Origin of the sequence: Pseudonocardia hierapolitana (genome assembly GCF_007994075.1) — a bacterium.
Taxonomy (GTDB): domain Bacteria; phylum Actinomycetota; class Actinomycetes; order Mycobacteriales; family Pseudonocardiaceae; genus Pseudonocardia; species Pseudonocardia hierapolitana.
In genome coordinates this window covers 1,943,172-1,962,154 of sequence record NZ_VIWU01000001.1, presented here as the reverse complement: position 1 = coordinate 1,962,154, position 18,983 = coordinate 1,943,172, and the positions used below count along the sequence as shown (strand labels likewise).

Below are 18,983 nucleotides of genomic sequence, written 5' to 3'. Positions count from 1 at the left end.
TGAGACCCCGATCACACGGCGCGGCCCGGGTCACCCCTTGACCGCGCCTGCGACCAGGCCGTCGGTGAGCCGCTTCTGTGCGATCACGAAGAACACCATCACCGGGATCGTGATCAGTGTGGACGCGGCCATCACCGCGCCCCAGTCGGTGGCGTGCTGCCCGAAGAAGCGGCGCAGCCCGACGGCCACCGTGTAGTTCTGGTCGTCGGACATGAACGTCAGGGCGAAGATGAACTCGTTCCAGGCCACGATGAACGAGAACACGCTCGTGGCGACGAGCCCCGGGGCCACCAGCGGCAGCAGCACCGACCGGAACATCCGGCCCCATGAGGCGCCGTCGAGGTAGGCGGCCTCCTCCAGTTCGACGGGCACGGCGGCGACGAACCCGCGCAGGGTCCAGATCGCGAACGGCAGCGAGAACGCCAGGTACACGACGACGAGCCCGGCGAGCGTGTCGAGCATCGCCATGGTGCGTGCCTGGATGAACAGCGGGATGACCAGCGCCTCCACCGGCACCATCTGGATGATCAGCACCATCACCAGCACCGAGGTGCGGAACCGGAACCGGAACCGGGCGACGGCCACGGCGGCCAGCAGCGCGAGCAGGGCGCCCGCGAGCACGGTGGCGAGCGCGACGGTGAGCGAGTTCGTCAGGTACCGGCCGAAGCCGCCCTCGGTGACGACGTAGGCGAAGTTGTCCAGCGTCCACTCGTCCGGCCACAGGGTGCGCGAGCCGGCGTTCGCCTCGCCGTTCAGCGCCGTGACGATCATGAGGTAGACGGGGAACAGCGTGAAGACGAGCACGCCGGTGACGGCCAGCCCCTTCGCGGCGGCCCTCACAGCTCCTCGTCCCGGAACAGCAGCCGTAGGTAGGCGACCGTGACCACCAGCAGCAGCGCGGTGAGCAGCACCGCGATCGCGGCGCCGAGGCCGTAGCGGTTCTGGGCGAAGGACTCGACGTAGGACCAGGTGCCGAGCGTGAGCACGTTGCGGTTGACCCCGTCGCCGCCGGGCATCAGGTAGATCTGGGTGAAGACCTTGAAGTCCCAGATCGTCGACAGCACGGTGACCACGGCGAACACCGGCCGTAGCATCGGGAACGTCAGCGACCAGAAGCGGCGCCACGGGCCGGCGCCGTCCACGATCGCCGCCTCCGTGAGCTCCCGCGGGATCGTCAGCAGGCCGGCGAGCACCGTGAGCGCCACGAACGGGAACCCGTGGTGCACCACGTTGAGCGCGGCGACGGCGTAGAACGACAGCCGGTTGGAGAACGGGTTCGCGGTGGCGGCGTCGAGGAGGCCGAGCGCGTCGAGCGCCTGCACCGCGATGCCGTCGCCCGGCGTGAACACGAACACCCACACGTACGTGCCGGTGACCGCCGGCATCGCCCAGGCCACCATGATCGCCGTGGTGACGAGGCCGCGGACGAGGGGTGTGAGCCGGGCCAGCAGCAGCGCCACCAGCGTGCCGAACACGACGGTGAGCGCCACCGCCACCACGGCGAACACCACGGTGTTGGGCAGCACCGTGGCCCACAGGTCCGCGTTGCCGAGCAGCTCCGCGTAGTTGTCGAACCCGACCCACTTCGTGCGGCCCGACACCAGTTCGCGCAGGCCGAAGTCCTGCAGCGAGAGCGCCAGCACCCGCAGCAGCGGGTAGAGCAGCAGCCCGCCCATCACCAGCAGGGCGGGCGCGAGCAGCAGCCACGGCCGGGCGGCCCCGGCGCGGCGGCACGGCCGGCGTGGTGCGGGTGGCGCCACGCCGAGATCGACGTCGGTGCGCTCGGCGACGGTCATGTTGTCGCCCCCGCGGGAGGGAGTGCGTCGGCGGTCATGCGCCGCTGGCGAAGATCTCGTTCATCTCCGCCGCCGCGGCGGAGGTGGCCTGCTCCACGGTGGCCTCGCCGGTGAGGATGGAGCGCATCATCGCCGCGATCGTCTTCTTGCCCTGGATCTGGCCGAAGGCCGGCGTGACCGGCACGCTGCGCCCGGCCTCGGCCATCTGCCGGGCGAACGGCGCGACGAGCGGATCGGGCGAGCGGACGGCCTCGTCCAGCAGTGCCGTGCTCCCCGGGAAGTAGCCGGACTGCTGCGCCCACTTCGCGGCGAACTCCCCGGTGCCCATCATCTCGACGAGCTGCCACGCCAGATCCGGGTCGTCGCTGGTCTCGAAGACCGACAGCAGCGAGCCGCCCAGCACGGAGGGGGCGAGCCCACCGGTCGGGCCCGGGATCGGGAACGCGCCGATCTTGCCCTGCAGGTCGGGGGCGTCCTCGACGATCGCCTTGGGCACCCAGTTGCCGGAGAAGATCATCGCGGCCTGTCCCTTGGCGAACGCGTCGGACACGTCGGTGCCCCGCCAGTTGGCCGCCGCGGGCGTGGAGAAGCCGTGCTCAAGCGCGAGGTCGGCGTAGAACTGGATGCCCTGGCGGGCCTGGGGCGAGTCGACGCCGCTGGTCCACGCGCCGCCGTTCTGCGTGGCGACCTGACCGCCTGTGCCCCAGAGGAACGGGTACACGACGAACTCGTCGTCGCCCGCGATCGGCAGCGGGACGAGATCGGGGCGGGCCTGCTTGATCCGCTGCCCCACGGCGACCAGCTCGTCCCACGTGGTGGGTGGCGCGAGGCCGAGCTCGGCGAAGACGTCGGTGCGGTAGATGACCGAGCGGACCCCGGCGTACCAGGGCATGCCGTAGAGCGCGTCACCGAGCGTGCCCGCCTCGGCCAGCCCGGCGACCAGGTCATCGGTGAGACCCGCGTCCCGCACGCGGGGGGCGAGGTCGGCCAGCGCACCCGCGTCGGCGAACTCGGCGACCCACGTGGTGCCGACCTCCGCGACGTCCGGCGTCGTGCCGCCCGCGATGGAGGTGACGAACTTGTCGTGCGCGCCGGCCCACTGCACGAACTGGACGTCGAGCGTTGCGCCGGTCCGCTGCTGGAACGCCGCGGAGAGCTCGGAGAAGAACGGCTGGGCGTCCGGGTTGGTGCCCTCCATGATCCAGACGGTTAGCGTGCGGTCACCACTCCCGTCGGAGGCCGCATCACCGCCGCAGCCGGTCAGGGCCAACGCCGCCGCGGCGAGAACCGCCACCGCGCTCCGTCGTGCCGTCCGGGATCCTGGCATCGACGACATGGAGTCCCCTTCCGACGCTTTGAGACCAGAGGTCTAAATGGTCGGACTGTAGTGTCGGTCACCCCGATGACGTCAAGCGTGACCATGTAACGGTTGGATGAGCCGCCGCCGGAGCGAAGCGGAGGCGGTTCTACGCTCGCGGGCCGGCGCTGTCCTGCGGGGGAGGCGCGCAGGGAGCGAGGAACGAGCGACCGAGCACCGGAGGAGCAGGGCAGCGCCTCGAAGGGCCCGCGAGCACGCCGGAGCGAAGCGGAGGCAGTTCTACGCTCGCGGGCCGGCGCTGTCCTGCGGGGGAGGCGCGCAGGGAGCGAGGAACGAGCGACCGAGCACCGGAGGAGCAGGGCAGCGCCTCGAAGGGCCCGCGAGCACGCCGGAGCGAAGCGGAGGCAGTTCTACGCTGTAGGGAAAATGTCGGCCATGATCCGGTACCGGTCGCCCCGGTAGACCGACCGCACGAACTCGGCCACCCGCCCGCCGTCCACGCGGCAGGTGCGCTCGAAGCAGAACGCGGGCGCACCCGGCTCGATGCCGAGCACCGCCGCGTCCTCGGCGCTGGTGAGCGCGGCCTCTGCGGTCTGGGTGCCGGACGCGATGCGGTGGCCGTAGCGCTCGGCGAGCAGCTCGTAGTAGGAGCGGTCCTCCAGGTCGGCGCCGGTGAGCCCGGGCACGAGGTCGCCCGGGACGTGCAGGTCCTCCACCGCCATGGGTTCGTCGTCGGCCAGCCGGAGCCGCCGCACGTGCAGCACGGGCGTGCCGGTCGGCACCTCGAGCAGCGCGGCCAGCATGACCCCTGCAGGAGCGAAGCCCGACCTCAGCGTGCGACTGCCGGGGCGCAGGCCGCGCGAGCGCATGTCGGCCGAGAACGAGTTGGCCGCGAGGCGGTGCGCCACCTTGGCCGGCGCGACGAACGTGCCTGCACCCTGCCTGCGGACGAGCACGGCCTCGGCGACGAGCCCGTCGACGGCGCGGCGCAGCGTCATCCGGGCGACGCCGAGCTCCCGCGCCAGGTCGCGCTCGGCCGGCAGCGGCTCGCCGGGGGACATCGCGGCGATCAGCTCGGCGAGCCGCGCGCGCAGGCGCCGCTGCTTGTCGGTCTCCGCCGACGGAGCGCTCATAGCCCATTGGTACACCAGCGGTCGCCCTGGGCGCGATCCCCCGCGGTTAGCGGCCCCGACCCGGCTCGTTAGCTCACGCTAACCGAATTTTGCAGTCCAGCCGCTGCCGTGAACGCTCGTAGCGTCGACCGCGACATGGACGGATTCCTGCTCGCCTTCGCCGTCAGCTTCGGGGTCGTGTTCGTCGCCGAGCTCGGCGACAAGTCCCAGCTGATGGCCCTCGCGTTCGCCACGCGCTACCGCGCGCTGCCGGTGCTCGTGGGCATCACGCTCGCCACCACGGCGGTGCACCTGCTCTCCGTCGCGGTCGGGCACGGGCTGGGCAGCGCACTCCCCACCGGCTGGATCGCGCTCGTGGCCGCCGTCGCGTTCATCGGGTTCGGCGCCTGGACCCTGCGCGGGGACCGGCTCACCGCGGGTGAGCGGGCGAAGGCCGAGCGAGCCACCGGCTCGGCCGTCCTCACCTCGTCGGTGGCGTTCTTCCTCGCCGAGCTCGGCGACAAGACGATGCTCGCGACGATCACCCTCGCCACCCAGTACGGCTGGTTCGGCGTGTGGGTCGGTTCCACGCTCGGGATGGTGGCCGCGGACGCGCTGGCGATCGTCGTCGGGCGGAAGCTGGGGCGGCTGCTGCCCGAGCGCGCCGTGGCGATCGGCGCCGCCGTGCTGTTCTTCCTGTTCGGCGTCTCGCTCGCGGCGGACGCCGCGGGGGAGCTCACCGGCCGCTCCACCTGGACCGTGGTCGCAGACGTGCTGGACCACCACGCCGCAGGCTGGCTGGCGCTCACGATCGCCGCCCTCGTTGCGGTGCTGGCCGCGGTCGGCGGACGCAGGCTGCTGCACGCCTCGCCCGCCCGCCGCGAGATCGGCCGGGCGGCGCGGGTGCCCGGCTCGGCAGCGTGGTGGGCGCGCCTGCTCTACGGCGTCGCTACCGTGCTCGGCCTGGTGGCACCGCTGCTGGTCGCCGCCGACGTCATCGATCCGATCGCGCTGTTCGACGACCCCGGCGTCGTCGTGATCGGCGCAGGGCTCGCCCTGCTCGGGGTGTCCCTGGTCCTCGCCTCGCAGTTCGAGCTGCGCCGTGGTGGCCCCGCCGACCCGGTGCTCGCCCGCAGCGGCCTGCGGTCGCGGATGCGCAACCCGGGGCTCACCGGAATCGTGCTCGCCACCGCGGGCACGCTCGTCATGGTGCCGACGCTGGTCGGGGTGCTGGCCGCGGTGCTGCTGGTCGTGTCGGTGCGGATCCAGGTGCGTGCGGTGCGGGAACCGATGCTGGCGCAGCTGCACGGCGAGGAGTACCTCGCCTACGCGGCACGGACGGGCCGCTACCTACCCCGGCTGACGCCGTCGCGGTCGTGAGTGGACAGGAGTGCCGGAGCACTCCTATCCACTCACGACCGGTTCAGGGCTTCGACCAGGCGCCGCCGGACATGGCGGCGGAGCGGACCCGGAAGCCCGCCGTGCCCTCGATGATGTCGCGGCGGAGCTGGGTCTTCGTGCGGCCCGTGCTGTTCACCGTGGGCCCCAGTGCGCGGGCGATCTCCTTCAGCACCGGCACCGTGAACTCGACGCCGCGCTTCTGCAGGTAGTCGGACACCTCGCCGGGCGTGGCGAACCGGTTGATGTCGGCGACCGCGGCCTCGATGTCGACGCCCGACGGCCGCTGCACGGCCTCGCGGCGGCGCACGGTAGGAGCCGGCGTCGGGGCCGTCGCCGGCTGGTAGACGAGCTTGCCCGCGCCGGAGGCGATGGCCTCGAGCTGCTCGCGGCTGAGCGACTCGAGCAGTGCAACGGCCTTCTGCAGCGCGATCGCGAGCGGCTGTGAAGGGAGCGGGGAGCTGGGGAGCGACTCGACGTCGATCGGCTCGTGTCCCATCATGCTGCGATCCTCTCCAGCCGGCCCGACAGCTCGGACACCATGTCGCGGAGCTCGCGCGTGGCCGCGCGGCCCGTACCTCCGAGGATCACCGGGACCCCGTGTTCGGGTGCTGGGCCGTAGACGGCCTTGCTGTCGCGGATCGTGGTGGCGAACGTCGGCACCTCCCGGGCCTCGATCCGGCTGATCACGCTGCGCTGCGCCTCGATCGGGGCGCCGTTCTGGTTCTGCACCATCGTGAACACGACGGACGCAGCGGGCCGCTCGACCGGCACCGGGGAGTGCTCGTTGTACTCCTCGACGAACGAGCGGATCTTGAGGCCGAGCGAGTCGATGCCGTTGGTCGACAGGTAGTCCGGCTTGGTCGGGATCAGCAGCAGGTCGCTGGCGGCGACGGCGTTCTTGGCGATGAGCCCGAAGTTGGGGGCGCAGTCGATGAGGACCGTGTCGTAGTCGGCGAAATCCTCGTGGGCGAGCATCTGGCGCAGGCTCCCGTGCAGCTCGCCGAAGCGGCCCGGTGCCGCGAGCAGCTCGGCCGCGAGATTGGTCTCCACGTCCGTGAGGTCGCGGTGGGCGGCGATGAGGTCGAGCTGCCCGGTTCCACGCGCCAGCTTGTCCTGGACGCGAGGCGGGGTGGAGACGAGCTTCGCCGGGCTCTCCTCGTTCCCGCTCCCGATCCGATCGAACCAGTGCTTGATCGTCTTCTCCGGCAGCAGGTCAGCCGTCCATTCGCTCTGAGTGAAGAACGAGATCGTGAGGCTGGCCTGCCCGTCCAGATCGATGAGCAGCACCTTCTGACCTCGGGCCGCGAAACCGGCGCCGAGGTTGGCCGTGAGGGTGGTCTTGCCCACCCCTCCCTTGTGGTTGATGACGGCGACGACCTTCACCCGTTCTCCTCCCGCAGCACGCCGCGCGAACGATGCCATACGCCCAGAGGAGGGCTGCACCTAGGCCAATCGGCGTACGCCGACTGCAGTGCGGCGGCATCGGCGCACCGGCCGAGGGGGCAGACTCTAGGGCCGCGCATCGGAGGCCCGACACGGGGGCTCCGCAGCGGAGTGGATCAGTTACGCGCCCTACCAGCGGAGATGCGATTCACGCCGCGTAGGGCGTCGCGCCGGGCCGGTCTACCCCGGATGGACTGAGGGAAGGATCACTCGATCGGGTGAGTGGGCTTGCGCAGCGACGGATCGTCATCACACAGTGCCGACGTCACGCGAGCCGGGGTCACTCGACCGGCGGCTCAGCGGTCGTAGTCGTCGTCGTCCGGCAGAGCGATGCGCTGCTCGGCGACGTCGGCGGGGTCGGCCTCGGACGGCAGGTCGGTCCTGTCCTCCGCGGGCTCCTCGCTGCCGTCGGCGCTCTGCAGCTGCTCGACCACGTCGGCGTCCGGGTTCTCGATGCCCATGCTGTCCCTCCGTCGTCTGGACGTGCCCGCCGAGTGTGCCCCGCGAGACGATCGCTCACACCACCCGTGCGTGCTCCGCGTTACAGCATGGCCGGGGCCAGCTCACGCAGCGCCGCCAGACCCACGACGGGGTGCGGCTCCGGGGTGACGATCGAGATGCAGACGTGGTCGGCGCCCGCCGCGAACTGTTCCTGCACCTGCGCGGTCACGGCATCCACGTCTCCGAACGCGGTGAGCGCGTCGACGAGGCGGTCGCTCCCCCCGTCGGCGAGGTCCGACTCGTCGAACCCGCGGAGCTGCCGCATCATCCGCCAGCGGGACGGAGCGACGTGGACGTTCGCGATGAAACCTGCGAGCGCCGTGCGGGCCGTCTCCCGGGCCCGGCCCCGGTCGGGGTCGAGAACGACGTTCTGGTGCGCGACGAGCAGCGTGTCCGGGCCGACGCGTTCCCGCGCGTACGCGGTGTGTTCCACGGGCATCAGGAACGGGTGGGCGCCCCAGGTCCGCTTCGCCGCCAACTCGAGCATGCGGGGGCCGAGCGCCGCGAGCACCCGCGGCGCGGGGGTGGCCGGTGCCGGCGCCGTGGTCCTCGCGGCGTCCATCGCGTCGAGGAAGCCGGCCATCGTCGCCGCCGGTGACGTCCACGCACGCCCGACCTCGTCGGCGATGACCTTCGCCCCCACCCCGAGCCCGAGCACGAACCGGCCGGGGAACGCCTCGGCGAGGGTGCGCTCGGCGCGGGCGAGGGTGGTGGGCTCGTGGCGCGGGATGGAGACGACACCGGGCGCGACGACGATGCGCCGGGTGGCGCCGAGCAGCAGCGCCGACTGCGTGGGCGCGTCCCGTCCGGTGCCCTCGCCGAACCAGAGCGTTCCGTACCCCAGCTCGTCCACCTCGCGCGCCGCGTCCGCGACCTGCGCCCACGGCAGGTGGTCGAAGCCCCACGTCCACACCCCGACGCGCCCGATCTCCATGCTGTCCCCCGGTTCACCTAATGTGAGGTTGCCTCACGAAGGCTGAGCGGAGGGTGCCTCATGTCAAGTGCTCCGCGGCGCGCCGACGCACGCCGCAACCGGGCGCGGCTGCTCGAGACGGCGCACGCCCTGTTCGCCGAGCGCGGCACGGACGCGTCCCTCGAGGAGGTGGCCCGGCGCGCAGGGGTCGCCATCGGCACCCTCTACCGGCACTTCCCGACGAGGGAGGACCTGCTCGCCGGGCTGTTCGAGCGGAGCCTGCAGGAGCTCGCGGACGAGGCCGACGCCCTGCTGGCCGAACCGGTCGGTGTGGAGGACGTGCTCGGCTGGCTGCGCCTGTTCGCGTCGCACAGCGGCACCTACCGCGGGCTGCCGCGGTCGGTGCTGGTGGGGCTGGACGAGGAGGGCTCGCCGCTGCACGCGTCGTGCACCCGGATGCAGGGAGGGGCGGCGCGGCTCTTCGCGGCGGCTCGGGCCGCGGGGTCCATCCGGGCGGACGTGTCGACCGAGGACGTGCTCGCGATCGTCGCCGGGATCGCGTGGGTGGTCGAGCAGGTCGGCGGCGATGGCCGCGCCGACCGCCTGCTCGGCCTCGTCCGCGACGCCCTCGCGGCCGTGCGGTAGTCGATCCGTCCGCAGGTCCCTACTCGACCACCGGGAGCACTCAGGCGGGCGCGGCGGCGGCCCGCGTGGTCTGGGAGAGGATCGCGGCGGCCAGCGGGGAGATCACGGTGCGGTTGATCGCATGGCCCATGCCCGGGATCCGGACCAGCCTGCCCTGCCCGATCGAGCGGGCGAGCACGCTCGCGTTGGGCGGCGGGAACGCCGGGTCCTCCGGCGCCTCGATCACGAGCGTCGGCACGGTGACGCCCGCCAGCTCGGGGCCGCGCTCCATGCCGTCGGTGTCCATCCGGGCGTGCGCCACCACCGGCTCGTGCCGGCCGGTGTGGGCGATCACCCGCTCCTCCAGCGCGCGGAACTCCGCGGGGTCGAACAGGGTGCCGGAGCCGTTGAGCATCCGCCAGTGCTCCAGCCGCCACGCGATCTCGCCCTCGAGGTCGCGCGGATCGTCCATCTCGGCCCACAGCCGCAGCAGCGCCTCCTCCGGACCGGGGAGGGCCGGCGCGGTCGTGGGGTCGGGGAACGGCAGCGGGCCGGTGCAGAAGAGGGTGGCGGTGGCGATGCGGTCGGGATGGTCGAGCAGGATCAGCTGCACGAGGTACCCGCCCATCGACATCCCGACCACGTGGGCGCGGGGCACGTCGAGCGCGTCGAGCACCGCGAGCGCGTCGTCGGCGAGGTCGCCGATGCCGTAGGGATCGTCCTCGAAGGTGGCCGTGGAGCGTCCGGTGTCGCGGTGGTCGTAGCGGATGACGCGATGGTGCTCGGCGAGCTGGGCGACGAGGGCGTCCGGCCAGACCAGGCCGGACGAGTTGGCGCCCATCACGAGCAGCAGCGGTTCACCCGGGTGGGGCCCGGTGGGCTCGATGTCCTCGACCCACAGGCGGACACCGGGCTCGACGTCGACGAAACGTTCCACGGCGTGCAGCCTGCCCGTCGGCGGTGTCGGTGTCGATCGATGGGGGCGCCCGCGTGGCGGGCGCCACCCCGCCCGGGCCCGGGACCAGATGGTGATCTAGGCCGGGCGCCGGGCGGCGGGTGTCACTTGAGCGCGTCGATGAGCGCCTGGCGCTGGCGCTCGCCGAGGCCGGCGGCGCGACGCGACGCGTCGATGCCGGTCTGCTCCAGCAGCGCCGAGACCTTGGCGGGACCGTAGCCGGGCAGGCTCTTGAGAAGGTCGGCGACCTTCGTCTTGCCGACGACCTGGTCGGTCTTGGCGCGGTCGAGCACCGCGGGAATCGTCTGCTCGCCACGGGCGATCGCGTCGCGGAGCTCCTTGCGAGCGGTGCGGGCGGCCGCGGCCTTCTTCAGGGCCTCGGCGCGCTGCTCCGGAGTGAGCGTGGGCAGTGCCATGTCGACTTCTCTCCTCTCCGTGCGTCCACCCCGGCTGGGATGTGCGCAGGTCATCTTGGCCGTCAAGGGTGACAGAACCGCGCAGCGCCACGCGCGCGCCCCCCGTTCCGCGCCGAACGGTCTTCCCCGGTCGGGGGCGTTTCATCCCCGGTAGGGGAGTGGTTCGAGCCCGCGCACACCCGGCACACAGCGGTACAGGGCGCCTGCGCGGCCGTCCGACACACCCGCACCCATCGCCGATGTCGTGATCCACAGCTCGTCCAGCTCCGGACCGGCGAACGCGCAGGCAGTGGGGTGTGTGGTGGGTAGCAGGACCACGATGTCGAGCTCGCCGTCGGCCGTGTAGCGGTGCACGGCGGAGCCACCCCACAGCGCCACCCAGACCCCGCCCTCGGCGTCGACGGTGAGGCCGTCGGGCGTGCCGCCCTCGACCTCGACGAACGGTTCCCGCGAGGTCACAGCGGGTGCGGCGAGGTCGACGGTCAGCACGTCGATCCGGCGGGTGTGGGAGTCGACGTAGTAGGCGCGGGCGCCGTCCGGTGTCCAGCAGAGGCCGTTGGAGACCGTGACGCCGGTGAGCATCGTGGCGACCGAGCCGTCCGGGGCGAGCCGGTACAGCGAGCCGCGGCCGGGCGTGGAGTCGTAGGCCATCGAGCCGCACCAGAACGCGCCGGAGGGGTCGCAGCCCCCGTCGTTCATCCGGACGGTCTCGTCCTGCCACAGCTCGCCGAGCGACCGGGCGCCCCCGCCTCCCGCTGGGCCCTCCCCGCGCGCTCCCGGCTCGTCGAGCAGGCCGAACCCGCGCTCCAGGGCCACGACCCAGCCGCCGCGGGCCCGCGGGCGCAGCGCGGCGAGCACGTCGCCCACGTGCCGGCGGCGCACCTCGGCCTGCTCCACCCCGTCGCGCAGCAGGTCGACGGTGAGCAGGTCACCGCGCAGCATGTCGACGGAGGCGAGCACCCCACGGCTCGCGTCCCACACGGGCCCCTCACCGTGCTCGGCGACGGCGGCGGTGGCCTGCTCGGCGGCGATCTCTCGACTCATGCCGTCCAGTAGAGCAGCGCGCCGCGGGCGACGGCGTTCGTCGACACGCGCGAGATAGACCTCAGCGGGGTTCGATCGAGCTCAGACCCCGCTGGTGTCTACCTCGAGCGCGTTGTCGGGTGGCCTCACCGGCCTGAGATGCGCCGCCGCGCACCCGTTGTCCGTCCACGCACGCCTTGTCGTGCCACGCGACCCGTCGACGGGGTGCATGAGCCGAGAAGGGGCGCCTGACCGGCGGAGAATTCCGAAGCATTGATCATGTCCGCCCACACCGCCTTCGGTGGCGCTGCGCGCCCGAAGGGCAGGCCCGTGGCCTGCCCGTGTTGTGCTGCCCGGAGGGGTCGCAGAGGCTCGGAGGTCAAGGGTCGCGTAGCGATCGCGGAGCGACGCCGTAGGCGCCCTTGAGCTCTGAGGGGCGGCCCCGCACGATGCGCGGCGCCACCGAAGGCCGTGATGGCCAGAGCGCGCACGCCGAACGGCGCCCCATGGGTGGGCGGGGCACCGTCCGGCTGGGGATCAAGCGCTGGTGGCGGCCTTCTCCGGCTGGGGAGCGGACGGCTGGGGCGCCTCGTCCGCGTCGTCGAGCATCGTGGCCTCGTCGAAGGGGTCCTCGCCGCGCAGCACGCGATCGGCCTTCTCGCGGTCGAACTCGCCCACCCAGTGCCCGATCAGGACGGTCGCGACGGCGTTGCCCGCGAAGTTGGTGAGCGCCCTGGCCTCGGACATGAACCGGTCGATCCCGACGATGATGCCGACGCCGTCGACGAGGTCCGGCCGGTGCGATGCGAGCCCGCCCGCCAGCGTGGCGAGCCCGGCGCCGGTGACGCCCGCGGCACCCTTCGACGCGATGATCATGAACAGCAGCAGGCCGATCTGCTCGCTGATGGCCATCGGCCTGCCGAGGGCGTCGGCGATGAAGAGCGAGGCCATCGTCAGGTAGATCGCGGTGCCGTCGAGGTTGAACGAGTAGCCGGTGGGCACCGTGATGCCGACGACCGGCCGCGAGATGCCGGCGTGCTCCATCTTCGCGATCAGGCGCGGCAGCGCCGACTCCGACGACGAGGTCGAGACGATCAGCAGGAACTCGCGGCCGAGGTAGCGCAGCAGCGAGAAGATGTTGATGCCGGCCGCGAACCGCAGGAGCGTCCCCAGCACGACGAACACGAACAGCACGCAGGTGATGTAGAACGCGGCCATCACCTGGAACAGCGCGACGATCGCCGACCAGCCGGTCTCGCCCACCACCGCGGCGATGGCGCCGAACGCGCCGACCGGCGCGGCCCACATGATCATCGCGAGCACCCGGAAGACCAGCCGCTCGACGTGCTTGACGCCGCGCAGGATCGGCTCGCCGGACCGGCCGAGCGCCTGCACCGCGAACCCGACCAGCAGCGCGACGAACAGCGTGGACAGCACGCTGTCGCCGACGAGCGGGGAGAACAGGGTCGTCGGGATGATGCCCATCAGGAACTCCGAGGTCGACTCGCCCTCGGGCGCGTTGTAGGCCTCGATACCGCCCACGTCCAGGCCGGTGCCCGGCTGCACGATGTTGCCCACGACCAGGCCGATGACCAGCGCGACCGTGGACATCGCGATGAAGTACCCGAGCGCGAGCCCGCCGACGCGACCCACCTTCGCCGCCTGGCGGATCGACCCGATGCCGAGCACGATCGTGCAGAAGATGACCGGCGAGATCATCATCTTGATCAGGTTGACGAACGCGGTGCCGACCGGCTTGAGCGCCTCGCCGAGCGCCGGGGCGGCCAGGCCGACCACGACGCCCGCGAGCACTGCGACGATCACGGCGATGTAGAGGTAATGCGTGCGATCCCGCCGGGGTGGCGAGCTGGTGTCTGTCACGGGTTCCTCCGAAGCCGACGACTCTGGCGAATTCAGGCGATTGCACCGGTGCCGGGATACCGGCGACCATCGCGGCGAGCATGCGGCGCGGGCTGGTTATCGTCGCTCTTCTGTTCATTTCGTACGACGACTTCGAGACCTGAGCGAGGAGCGGTCGATGGGGCGCGCAGGCGGTTGGAGCCTCGCCCGGCAGCTGTTCGCGTTGCAGGCCGCGATCGCCGGGATCGTGCTGATCGGGCTGGCCCTGGCCAGTTACCTGCAGCTGCGGGAGGCCGAGCGGGCGGCCACCGCGGAGGAGATGCTCGGCATCGCCCACACACTGGCCGTGTCGCCTGACGTGCGGGCCGCGCTCGACGACCCCCGGCCCAGCGCGGTGCTGCAGCCGCTCGCCGAGCGGGTGCGGGCCGACACCGCCACCGACTTCGTCGTCGTGATGACCCCCGACGGGATCCGCTACTCGCACCCCACGCCCAGCGAGATCGGTCGCCGGTTCGTCGGGACGATCGCGCCGGCGGCCGCAGGGGACAACCACTTCACCGAGACCTACACCGGCACGCTCGGCCCGTCGGTCCGCGCGGTCGTGCCGGTGTTCGACGGCGGGCGCGTGGTGGCACTGGTCTCGGTGGGACGGTCGATCACGGCCGTGGCCCGCGACCTGGAACGGCAGGTGCCGCTCGTGCTCGCCGCCGTCGCGGCCGCGCTGCTGCTGGCCGCCGCCGGATCGTGGCTGGTGAGCCGGTGGCTGCGGCGCTCAACGCACGACATGGGCCCGGCCGAGCTGGCGCGGATGTACGAGTACTACGACGCGGTGCTGCACGCGGTGCGTGAAGGGCTGCTGCTGCTCGACCGCGAGGGCCGGGTGCAGCTGGTGAACGACGAGGCACGCCGGCTGCTGGCGCTCCCGGCCGACGTCAACGGTCGCCGGGTGGACGAGATCGGGCTGCCGGCACCGCTGGGTGATGCGCTCGCCGATGGGCAGGCCCGCGACGACGAGATCCACCTGACGGCCGACCGGATCGTGGTCGTGAGCCAGGGCGCGGCGCGCTGGGGCGGCCGCCACCTCGGCACCGTCGTCACCCTGCGGGACCACACGGAGCTGCGGCAGCTGGTCAGCGAGCTGCAGACCGTGCGCGGGTTCGCCGACTCGCTGCACGCTCAGGCGCACGAGGCGGCCAACCAGCTGCACACCGTCATCTCGCTGATCGAGCTCGGGCGCGCCGACGAGGCCCTCGAGTTCGCCGCGGCCGAGCTGGAGACCGCCCAGCACCTCACCGACGCCGTCGTCTCCGGGATCGCGGTGCCCGAGGTCGCGGCGCTGGTCGTCGGCAAGGCGGCCGCGGCGGGCGAGAGGGGTGTCGAGCTGCGCCTCGAGGAGGGCACGCACGTGCCGGGTGGGCTCGCCGACCCCCGCGATCTGGTCACCATCGTCGGGAACCTGCTCGACAACGCCATCGACGCCGCGCAGGACGGCCCGCAGCCGCGCTGGGTGCGCTTCGGCGCCGACGTCGACGACGACGCGGTGGAGCTGCGGATCAGCGACAGCGGGCCCGGGATCGCGCCCGAGGACGCCGAGCGCGCCTTCGAGCGCGGTTTCAGCACCAAACCGCACGACGGCATGGGGCGCGGACTCGGGCTCGCCCTGGTGCGCCGGGCCGCCCAGCGCCACGGTGGTGCGGTCCACCTCACGGGGAAGGCGGAGTTCACGGTGCGGCTGCCGCTGGTGCGGGCGTGATCCGCACGCTCGTCGTCGAGGACGATCCCGTGGCCGCCGCCGCCCACGCGAGCTACGTCGAGCGCGTGCGGGGCTTCACGGTCGCCGCGAGCGCCGCGTCCGGAGCCGACGCGCTGCGCGCCCTGGCGACCACCCCCGTCGACCTCGTGCTGCTCGACGTCCACCTGCCCGACACGAACGGGCTCGAGGTGCTGCGCCGGATGCGGGCCGCGGGGCACACGGCGGACGTGATCATGGTGACCCGGGCGCGGGACGTCGCCGTGGTGCAGGCCGCCGTCGCGTTCGGCGCCACGCAGTACCTGGTCAAGCCGTTCACGTTCAGCGCCGTACGCCGCAAGCTGGAGGGGTACCTGGACTACCGCGAGCGGCTCGGTGCCGGCCCAGTAGTGGCCCAGGACGACGTCGACGACCTGTTCGGGCGCCTCCGCGCACCCGCGGAGGCCGGCGGCCTGCCCAAGGGCGTGAGCCGGGAGTCGCTGGACGCCGTCCGCGCGGCGCTGGAAGGCGCGGACGGGTGCACCGCCGCGGAGGTGGCCGAGGCCGTCGGGGCTTCCCGCGTGACCGCCCGGCGCTACCTGGAGTACCTGGTGGAGACCGGCCTCGCCGAGCGTGCCGCCCGCTACGGCCCCACCGGGCGGCCGCAGACCGAGTACCGGTGGCGGCCCGGCGGGGCGTCCGGCTGAACCCTCGGGCTCACCGCCGGCGGCCGGCGCAGTGAACGCGGTCTGGTGATCGGCAGGTCGGTGCGAGAACGGCCGGATGCGGCCGCGTTCGCACCGAATCGCTGATCATGGCGGGCGTGGCTGCGTTCAGCTCGTCCAGGGCCTCTCAGCAGGACTCCGCCAGGGAGGTGGGGGTGGCCGAGGCCTCCTGCTCCTCCTCGGACGCCGAGTCCTCCTCGTCGTCGTCGCGACCGGCGCGGGTGGTGGGGGCCGCCGCCCTCGTGGGGGGAGCGGGCGGGGCCGGGGGACGGTTCACCGCGTCCTGGACGACCTCACGCATGTAGGAGAAGTTCGGGTCCCCGGTGCTGAAGTGGCCGTCATCGGTGGACGGGTCGGGGAGGCTCGGGTCGAACGACACGCTCTCCAGCGAGACCCCGTTGCCGGCGAGCGCCGCGAGCGCAGGCAGCACGGCCTGCGGGATGTTGGTGGACACGCTGTTGGTGGTGGCCGACGCGACGCTCTGGAAGTTGGTGAGCATGTCGGCGGGGCTCTTCTGCGTGAGGATGGTCTGCAGGAGGCAGCGCTGGCGGCCCATGCGGGCGTAGTCGGAGGAGTTGGTGCGGGAGCGGGCGAACGCGAGCGCCTGCTCGCCGGACAGCTGCTGGACGCCGGGCTCGATGTAGCCGTCGGGGCGCACGTGGCGGCCGCTCGGGGTGATCCCGCCGATCGGGATGCGTTCCGGTCCGACGTCGACGGTCAGGCCGCCGAGCGCATCGATGATCGATGCGAACCCGGCCATGTTGACCTCGATGTAGTAGTCGAGCTGCAGGCCCAGCATGTAGGCGACCGTCTCGTGGAGCAGGTTCAGGCCCGGGTCGGACGTCGGGCCTTCCGGGGCCATCTTCGGGTGCGTGAGCCCCCACGCGTACACGGCGTTGAGCAGGTAGTCGCCCGACAGCGGGTCGTCGGGGTTGTGGAAGCCGTCCGGGAACTCCTCGCCCATCGGGGAGTCCGGCGGGAACTGGGCGAACATGATGTTGCGGGGCAGCGCGAACAGGACGGTGCGGCCGGTCTTCGTGTCGATGTTGGCGACCATCATCGTGTCGGTGCGTGCGCCCTTGCGGTCCGGCCCGGCGTCGCTGCCCACGAGCAGGACGTTGAGCTTCGGCTTCGCGATGGCCTCGGCCGCCGAGGTGCCGCCGCCCCCTGCGAAGAGGTCGCCGAGCAGGGTGCGCTGCGAGTTGGCGAGGTTGGCGCCGAATCCGAGTGGCGCGGCCACCACCAGGCACAGCGCGACGACCGTGGCCACGCCGATCGTCTGCCGGACCGCCCCGAGCCCCGGCGGCCGTGCGAGCAGGTAGGCGCGGACGATCACCGCCACCCAGGCGATCGCCGCCACCACGCAGCCGATGGTGGCCATGAGCAGCACGTTGGACGACAGGGCCGTCTTGAGCAGCTCGGTGGTGTCCGAGGTGAGCACCAGGATCACGAGCACGGCGATGACCAGCAGGAACGTGCCGAGGATCACGGCGCCGGTGCGGGTGCGGTGCAGCATGAGGTGGCCCGAGCCGGGCGCCACGGTGGATGCAGCGGCGGCGGCGAGCGCCTTGCCGAAGGAACGCCGGGGCGCCCCCTCCTCCGCCTCCTGTTCCACCTCGTCGGCCGGAGGTCCGGGGCGACGACGGGTGGGGGTGCGCGCCACCGAGGTGCGTGCAGGCGGGACAGCTCCGTTGCGGACGGTCGGGGGCTCGGGGTCGTCGTCCAGCGGCGTGGCCAGCGGCGGGGCAGTGGGCATGGCCGTGGTCACTGCGGCGCGCGCCGCTGCCGAGGACCTGCGATGCGCCCCGCGCGACGGGGGGCGCGGGTTGCCCGGTGCGGGCCGGGGAACGGGACTGGTGGCGGGCTCCGCGTCGCGCGGCCGTGGTGGACGGTGAACCGGCATCGCACGGGTGGCGTCGGACGGAGCCACGGGCCGCGGCGGCTGCGGGTGGCGCGAAGGCGGCACGGCTCGGTGCCCGCGGTCGGAGCGGCGGGCCGCCGGCGGCGGGGGCTGCTGGCGCGGGTGCTGCTGCCGTGGCGGTTGCTGGCGCTCCTGCGGTTGGCGCGGCGGTTGCCGGCTGGGGGGTTGCTGCCGGGAGAACCCCTGGCGGGGCGCCTGCCGCGGTGGAGGCGTCGCTCGGTCGCGGCCGGGCACGCGCTGTCTGTCGTCGGTCATGCGCACCCCCCTCTGGCGGTCGGTCCTCCGGCGGCGGGACGAGGAATTCGCCGGAGCCTACTGGGAGTGATCGCAGGCACCGCGGCGCACCTCGTCAGGTGGGGGATTCGAGCGGTTCTCCCCGTCCCTCCGCCGATGTCGGCAGTGGTCGGGACGCCGCTGTCACCCGTGGAGACGATACGGACCGCTCCGGCGGTGTGCGGGGCGATCCGGCACACAGGTGCCACACTTGGCCCTGTGGAACCGCCATCGCCGGGCCCGGCCGCGGCCGCAGCCATCGTGCTGGCGGGCGGCAGCGGCACGCGTCTGGGCGCCGAGCGGAACAAGGTCTACCTGCCCCTGCGCGGGAGGCCGGTGCTCGCCTGGTCGCTCGCGACGTTCGCCGGCATGCCGGAGGTCGGCGCCGTCGTGCTGGTGGTGCGCGAGCCGGACCGGCCGCTCGCCGAGCAGGTACTCGCCGAGCACACCGCGGGCGGCGTCGAGGTGGTCGTCGGCGGGCGCACGCGGCAGGAGTCCGAGCTGGCCGGGCTGCGCCGGCTCGCCGCCCGCATCGACGCCGGCGCGGTCGACGCGGTGCTCGTGCACGACGCCGCGCGTCCGCTCGCCACCCGGGAGCTCGCGTCGTCGGTGCTGGCAGCTGCGCGGGCCGAGGGTGGGGCGGTGCCGGGCCTTTGGCGGGACGACCTCGCCGCGGCGGCCCCCGACGGGGCCGGGCTTGTCGGTCCGTCACCCGATCGGCTCGTCGCGGTGCAGACGCCGCAGGCGTTCCGGGCCGCGCCGTTGCTCGCGGCCTACGAGGAGGCCGCCGCTTGCGGGTTCGTCGGCACCGACACCGCGTCCTGCATGGAGCGCTTCGCGCCCGACGTGCCGATCCGCTGGGTGCCGGGTGACGAGCGCAACATCAAGATCACCTACGCGCACGACCTGCTCGTCGCCGAGCACGCCGCACCGATCGGGACGGTATGAGCGCCCACCTCCGGGGTACAGCTGA

Annotated in this window: 18 protein-coding genes; 5 read left to right on the top strand and 13 right to left on the bottom strand. The window is 72.8% G+C overall.

The window, feature by feature from the left end; genetic code table 11:
• Positions 1–30: 30 nt before the first annotated feature.
• The 4 genes from FHX44_RS09220 to FHX44_RS09205 form a co-directional block, all read right to left on the bottom strand.
• Positions 31–840 (bottom strand): carbohydrate ABC transporter permease, encoded by an 810-nt coding sequence (locus FHX44_RS09220; protein WP_246170282.1) that lies wholly within the window; start codon positions 838–840, stop codon positions 31–33.
• A complete protein-coding gene (locus FHX44_RS09215) occupies positions 837–1,796 on the bottom strand; it encodes a carbohydrate ABC transporter permease (RefSeq protein ID WP_147255101.1) in 960 nt (319 codons plus the stop codon). The genes FHX44_RS09220 and FHX44_RS09215 overlap by 4 nt, the downstream gene beginning before the upstream one ends.
• 34 nt (positions 1,797–1,830) lie before the next feature.
• The gene (locus FHX44_RS09210; protein ID WP_212612392.1) at positions 1,831–2,994 is read right to left on the bottom strand and encodes a sugar ABC transporter substrate-binding protein; all 1,164 of its coding nucleotides are present in this window, start codon (positions 2,992–2,994) and stop codon (positions 1,831–1,833) included.
• A gap of 530 nt (positions 2,995–3,524) precedes the next feature.
• The gene (locus tag FHX44_RS09205) at positions 3,525–4,247 is read right to left on the bottom strand and encodes a GntR family transcriptional regulator (protein ID WP_147255100.1); all 723 of its coding nucleotides are present in this window, start codon (positions 4,245–4,247) and stop codon (positions 3,525–3,527) included.
• Between the two features lie 135 nt (positions 4,248–4,382).
• On the opposite strand from FHX44_RS09205, the gene FHX44_RS09200 reads away from it, so the two are divergent.
• Positions 4,383–5,606: a TMEM165/GDT1 family protein gene (locus FHX44_RS09200; protein WP_147255099.1), complete on the top strand. Its 1,224-nt coding sequence runs from the start codon at positions 4,383–4,385 to the stop codon at positions 5,604–5,606.
• A 43-nt stretch (positions 5,607–5,649) separates the two neighbouring features.
• Here the strand turns inward: FHX44_RS09200 and FHX44_RS09195 are convergent, their stop codons facing one another.
• From FHX44_RS09195 to FHX44_RS09185, 4 genes are all read right to left on the bottom strand, one after another.
• A complete protein-coding gene (locus FHX44_RS09195) occupies positions 5,650–6,126 on the bottom strand; it encodes a hypothetical protein (RefSeq protein ID WP_147255098.1) in 477 nt (158 codons plus the stop codon).
• Complete coding sequence (locus FHX44_RS09190; protein ID WP_170308848.1) at positions 6,123–7,010, bottom strand: ParA family protein; 888 nt, start codon at positions 7,008–7,010, stop codon at positions 6,123–6,125. The genes FHX44_RS09195 and FHX44_RS09190 overlap by 4 nt, the downstream gene beginning before the upstream one ends.
• Positions 7,011–7,366: 356 nt before the next feature.
• Positions 7,367–7,531 (bottom strand): hypothetical protein, encoded by a 165-nt coding sequence (locus FHX44_RS42075; protein ID WP_170308847.1) that lies wholly within the window; start codon positions 7,529–7,531, stop codon positions 7,367–7,369.
• An 80-nt stretch (positions 7,532–7,611) separates the two neighbouring features.
• On the bottom strand, positions 7,612–8,505 hold the full coding sequence (locus FHX44_RS09185; RefSeq protein WP_147255096.1) for a TIGR03620 family F420-dependent LLM class oxidoreductase: 894 nt from the start codon (positions 8,503–8,505) through the stop codon (positions 7,612–7,614).
• 60 nt (positions 8,506–8,565) lie between these two features.
• Here FHX44_RS09185 and FHX44_RS09180 point away from each other — a divergent pair, with 60 nt between their 5' ends.
• Complete coding sequence (locus tag FHX44_RS09180; protein WP_147255095.1) at positions 8,566–9,129, top strand: TetR/AcrR family transcriptional regulator; 564 nt, start codon at positions 8,566–8,568, stop codon at positions 9,127–9,129.
• Between the two features lie 40 nt (positions 9,130–9,169).
• Here the strand turns inward: FHX44_RS09180 and FHX44_RS09175 are convergent, their stop codons facing one another.
• The 4 genes from FHX44_RS09175 to FHX44_RS09160 form a co-directional block, all read right to left on the bottom strand.
• The gene (locus FHX44_RS09175; protein ID WP_147255094.1) at positions 9,170–10,045 is read right to left on the bottom strand and encodes an alpha/beta fold hydrolase; all 876 of its coding nucleotides are present in this window, start codon (positions 10,043–10,045) and stop codon (positions 9,170–9,172) included.
• A 122-nt stretch (positions 10,046–10,167) separates the two neighbouring features.
• Positions 10,168–10,479 (bottom strand): integration host factor, actinobacterial type, encoded by a 312-nt coding sequence (gene mihF, locus FHX44_RS09170; protein ID WP_147255093.1) that lies wholly within the window; start codon positions 10,477–10,479, stop codon positions 10,168–10,170.
• A gap of 141 nt (positions 10,480–10,620) precedes the next feature.
• Positions 10,621–11,523, bottom strand: coding sequence for an SMP-30/gluconolactonase/LRE family protein (locus tag FHX44_RS09165; RefSeq protein ID WP_147255092.1), 903 nt, complete (start codon positions 11,521–11,523; stop codon positions 10,621–10,623).
• Between the two features lie 516 nt (positions 11,524–12,039).
• Positions 12,040–13,383: a cation:dicarboxylate symporter family transporter gene (locus FHX44_RS09160; RefSeq protein ID WP_147255091.1), complete on the bottom strand. Its 1,344-nt coding sequence runs from the start codon at positions 13,381–13,383 to the stop codon at positions 12,040–12,042.
• Between the two features lie 157 nt (positions 13,384–13,540).
• Between FHX44_RS09160 and FHX44_RS09155 the strand changes: the two genes are divergently transcribed.
• Both FHX44_RS09155 and FHX44_RS09150 read left to right on the top strand, forming a co-directional pair.
• Positions 13,541–15,115: a sensor histidine kinase gene (locus FHX44_RS09155; RefSeq protein WP_147255090.1), complete on the top strand. Its 1,575-nt coding sequence runs from the start codon at positions 13,541–13,543 to the stop codon at positions 15,113–15,115.
• Positions 15,112–15,798 carry a response regulator gene (locus FHX44_RS09150; RefSeq protein WP_147255089.1) on the top strand — a complete coding sequence of 229 codons (687 nt, stop codon included), beginning with the start codon at positions 15,112–15,114 and terminating at the stop codon, positions 15,796–15,798. Before FHX44_RS09155 ends, FHX44_RS09150 begins: the two co-directional genes overlap by 4 nt.
• 145 nt (positions 15,799–15,943) lie before the next feature.
• Here FHX44_RS09150 and FHX44_RS09145 read toward each other — a convergent pair whose 3' ends face one another.
• On the bottom strand, positions 15,944–17,572 hold the full coding sequence (locus FHX44_RS09145; RefSeq protein ID WP_170308846.1) for an LCP family protein: 1,629 nt from the start codon (positions 17,570–17,572) through the stop codon (positions 15,944–15,946).
• Between the two features lie 657 nt (positions 17,573–18,229).
• Between FHX44_RS09145 and FHX44_RS09140 the strand changes: the two genes are divergently transcribed.
• Entirely contained in the window at positions 18,230–18,958 is a 729-nt protein-coding gene (locus FHX44_RS09140; protein WP_246170281.1) for an IspD/TarI family cytidylyltransferase, read from the top strand.
• Positions 18,959–18,983: the final 25 nt, after the last annotated feature.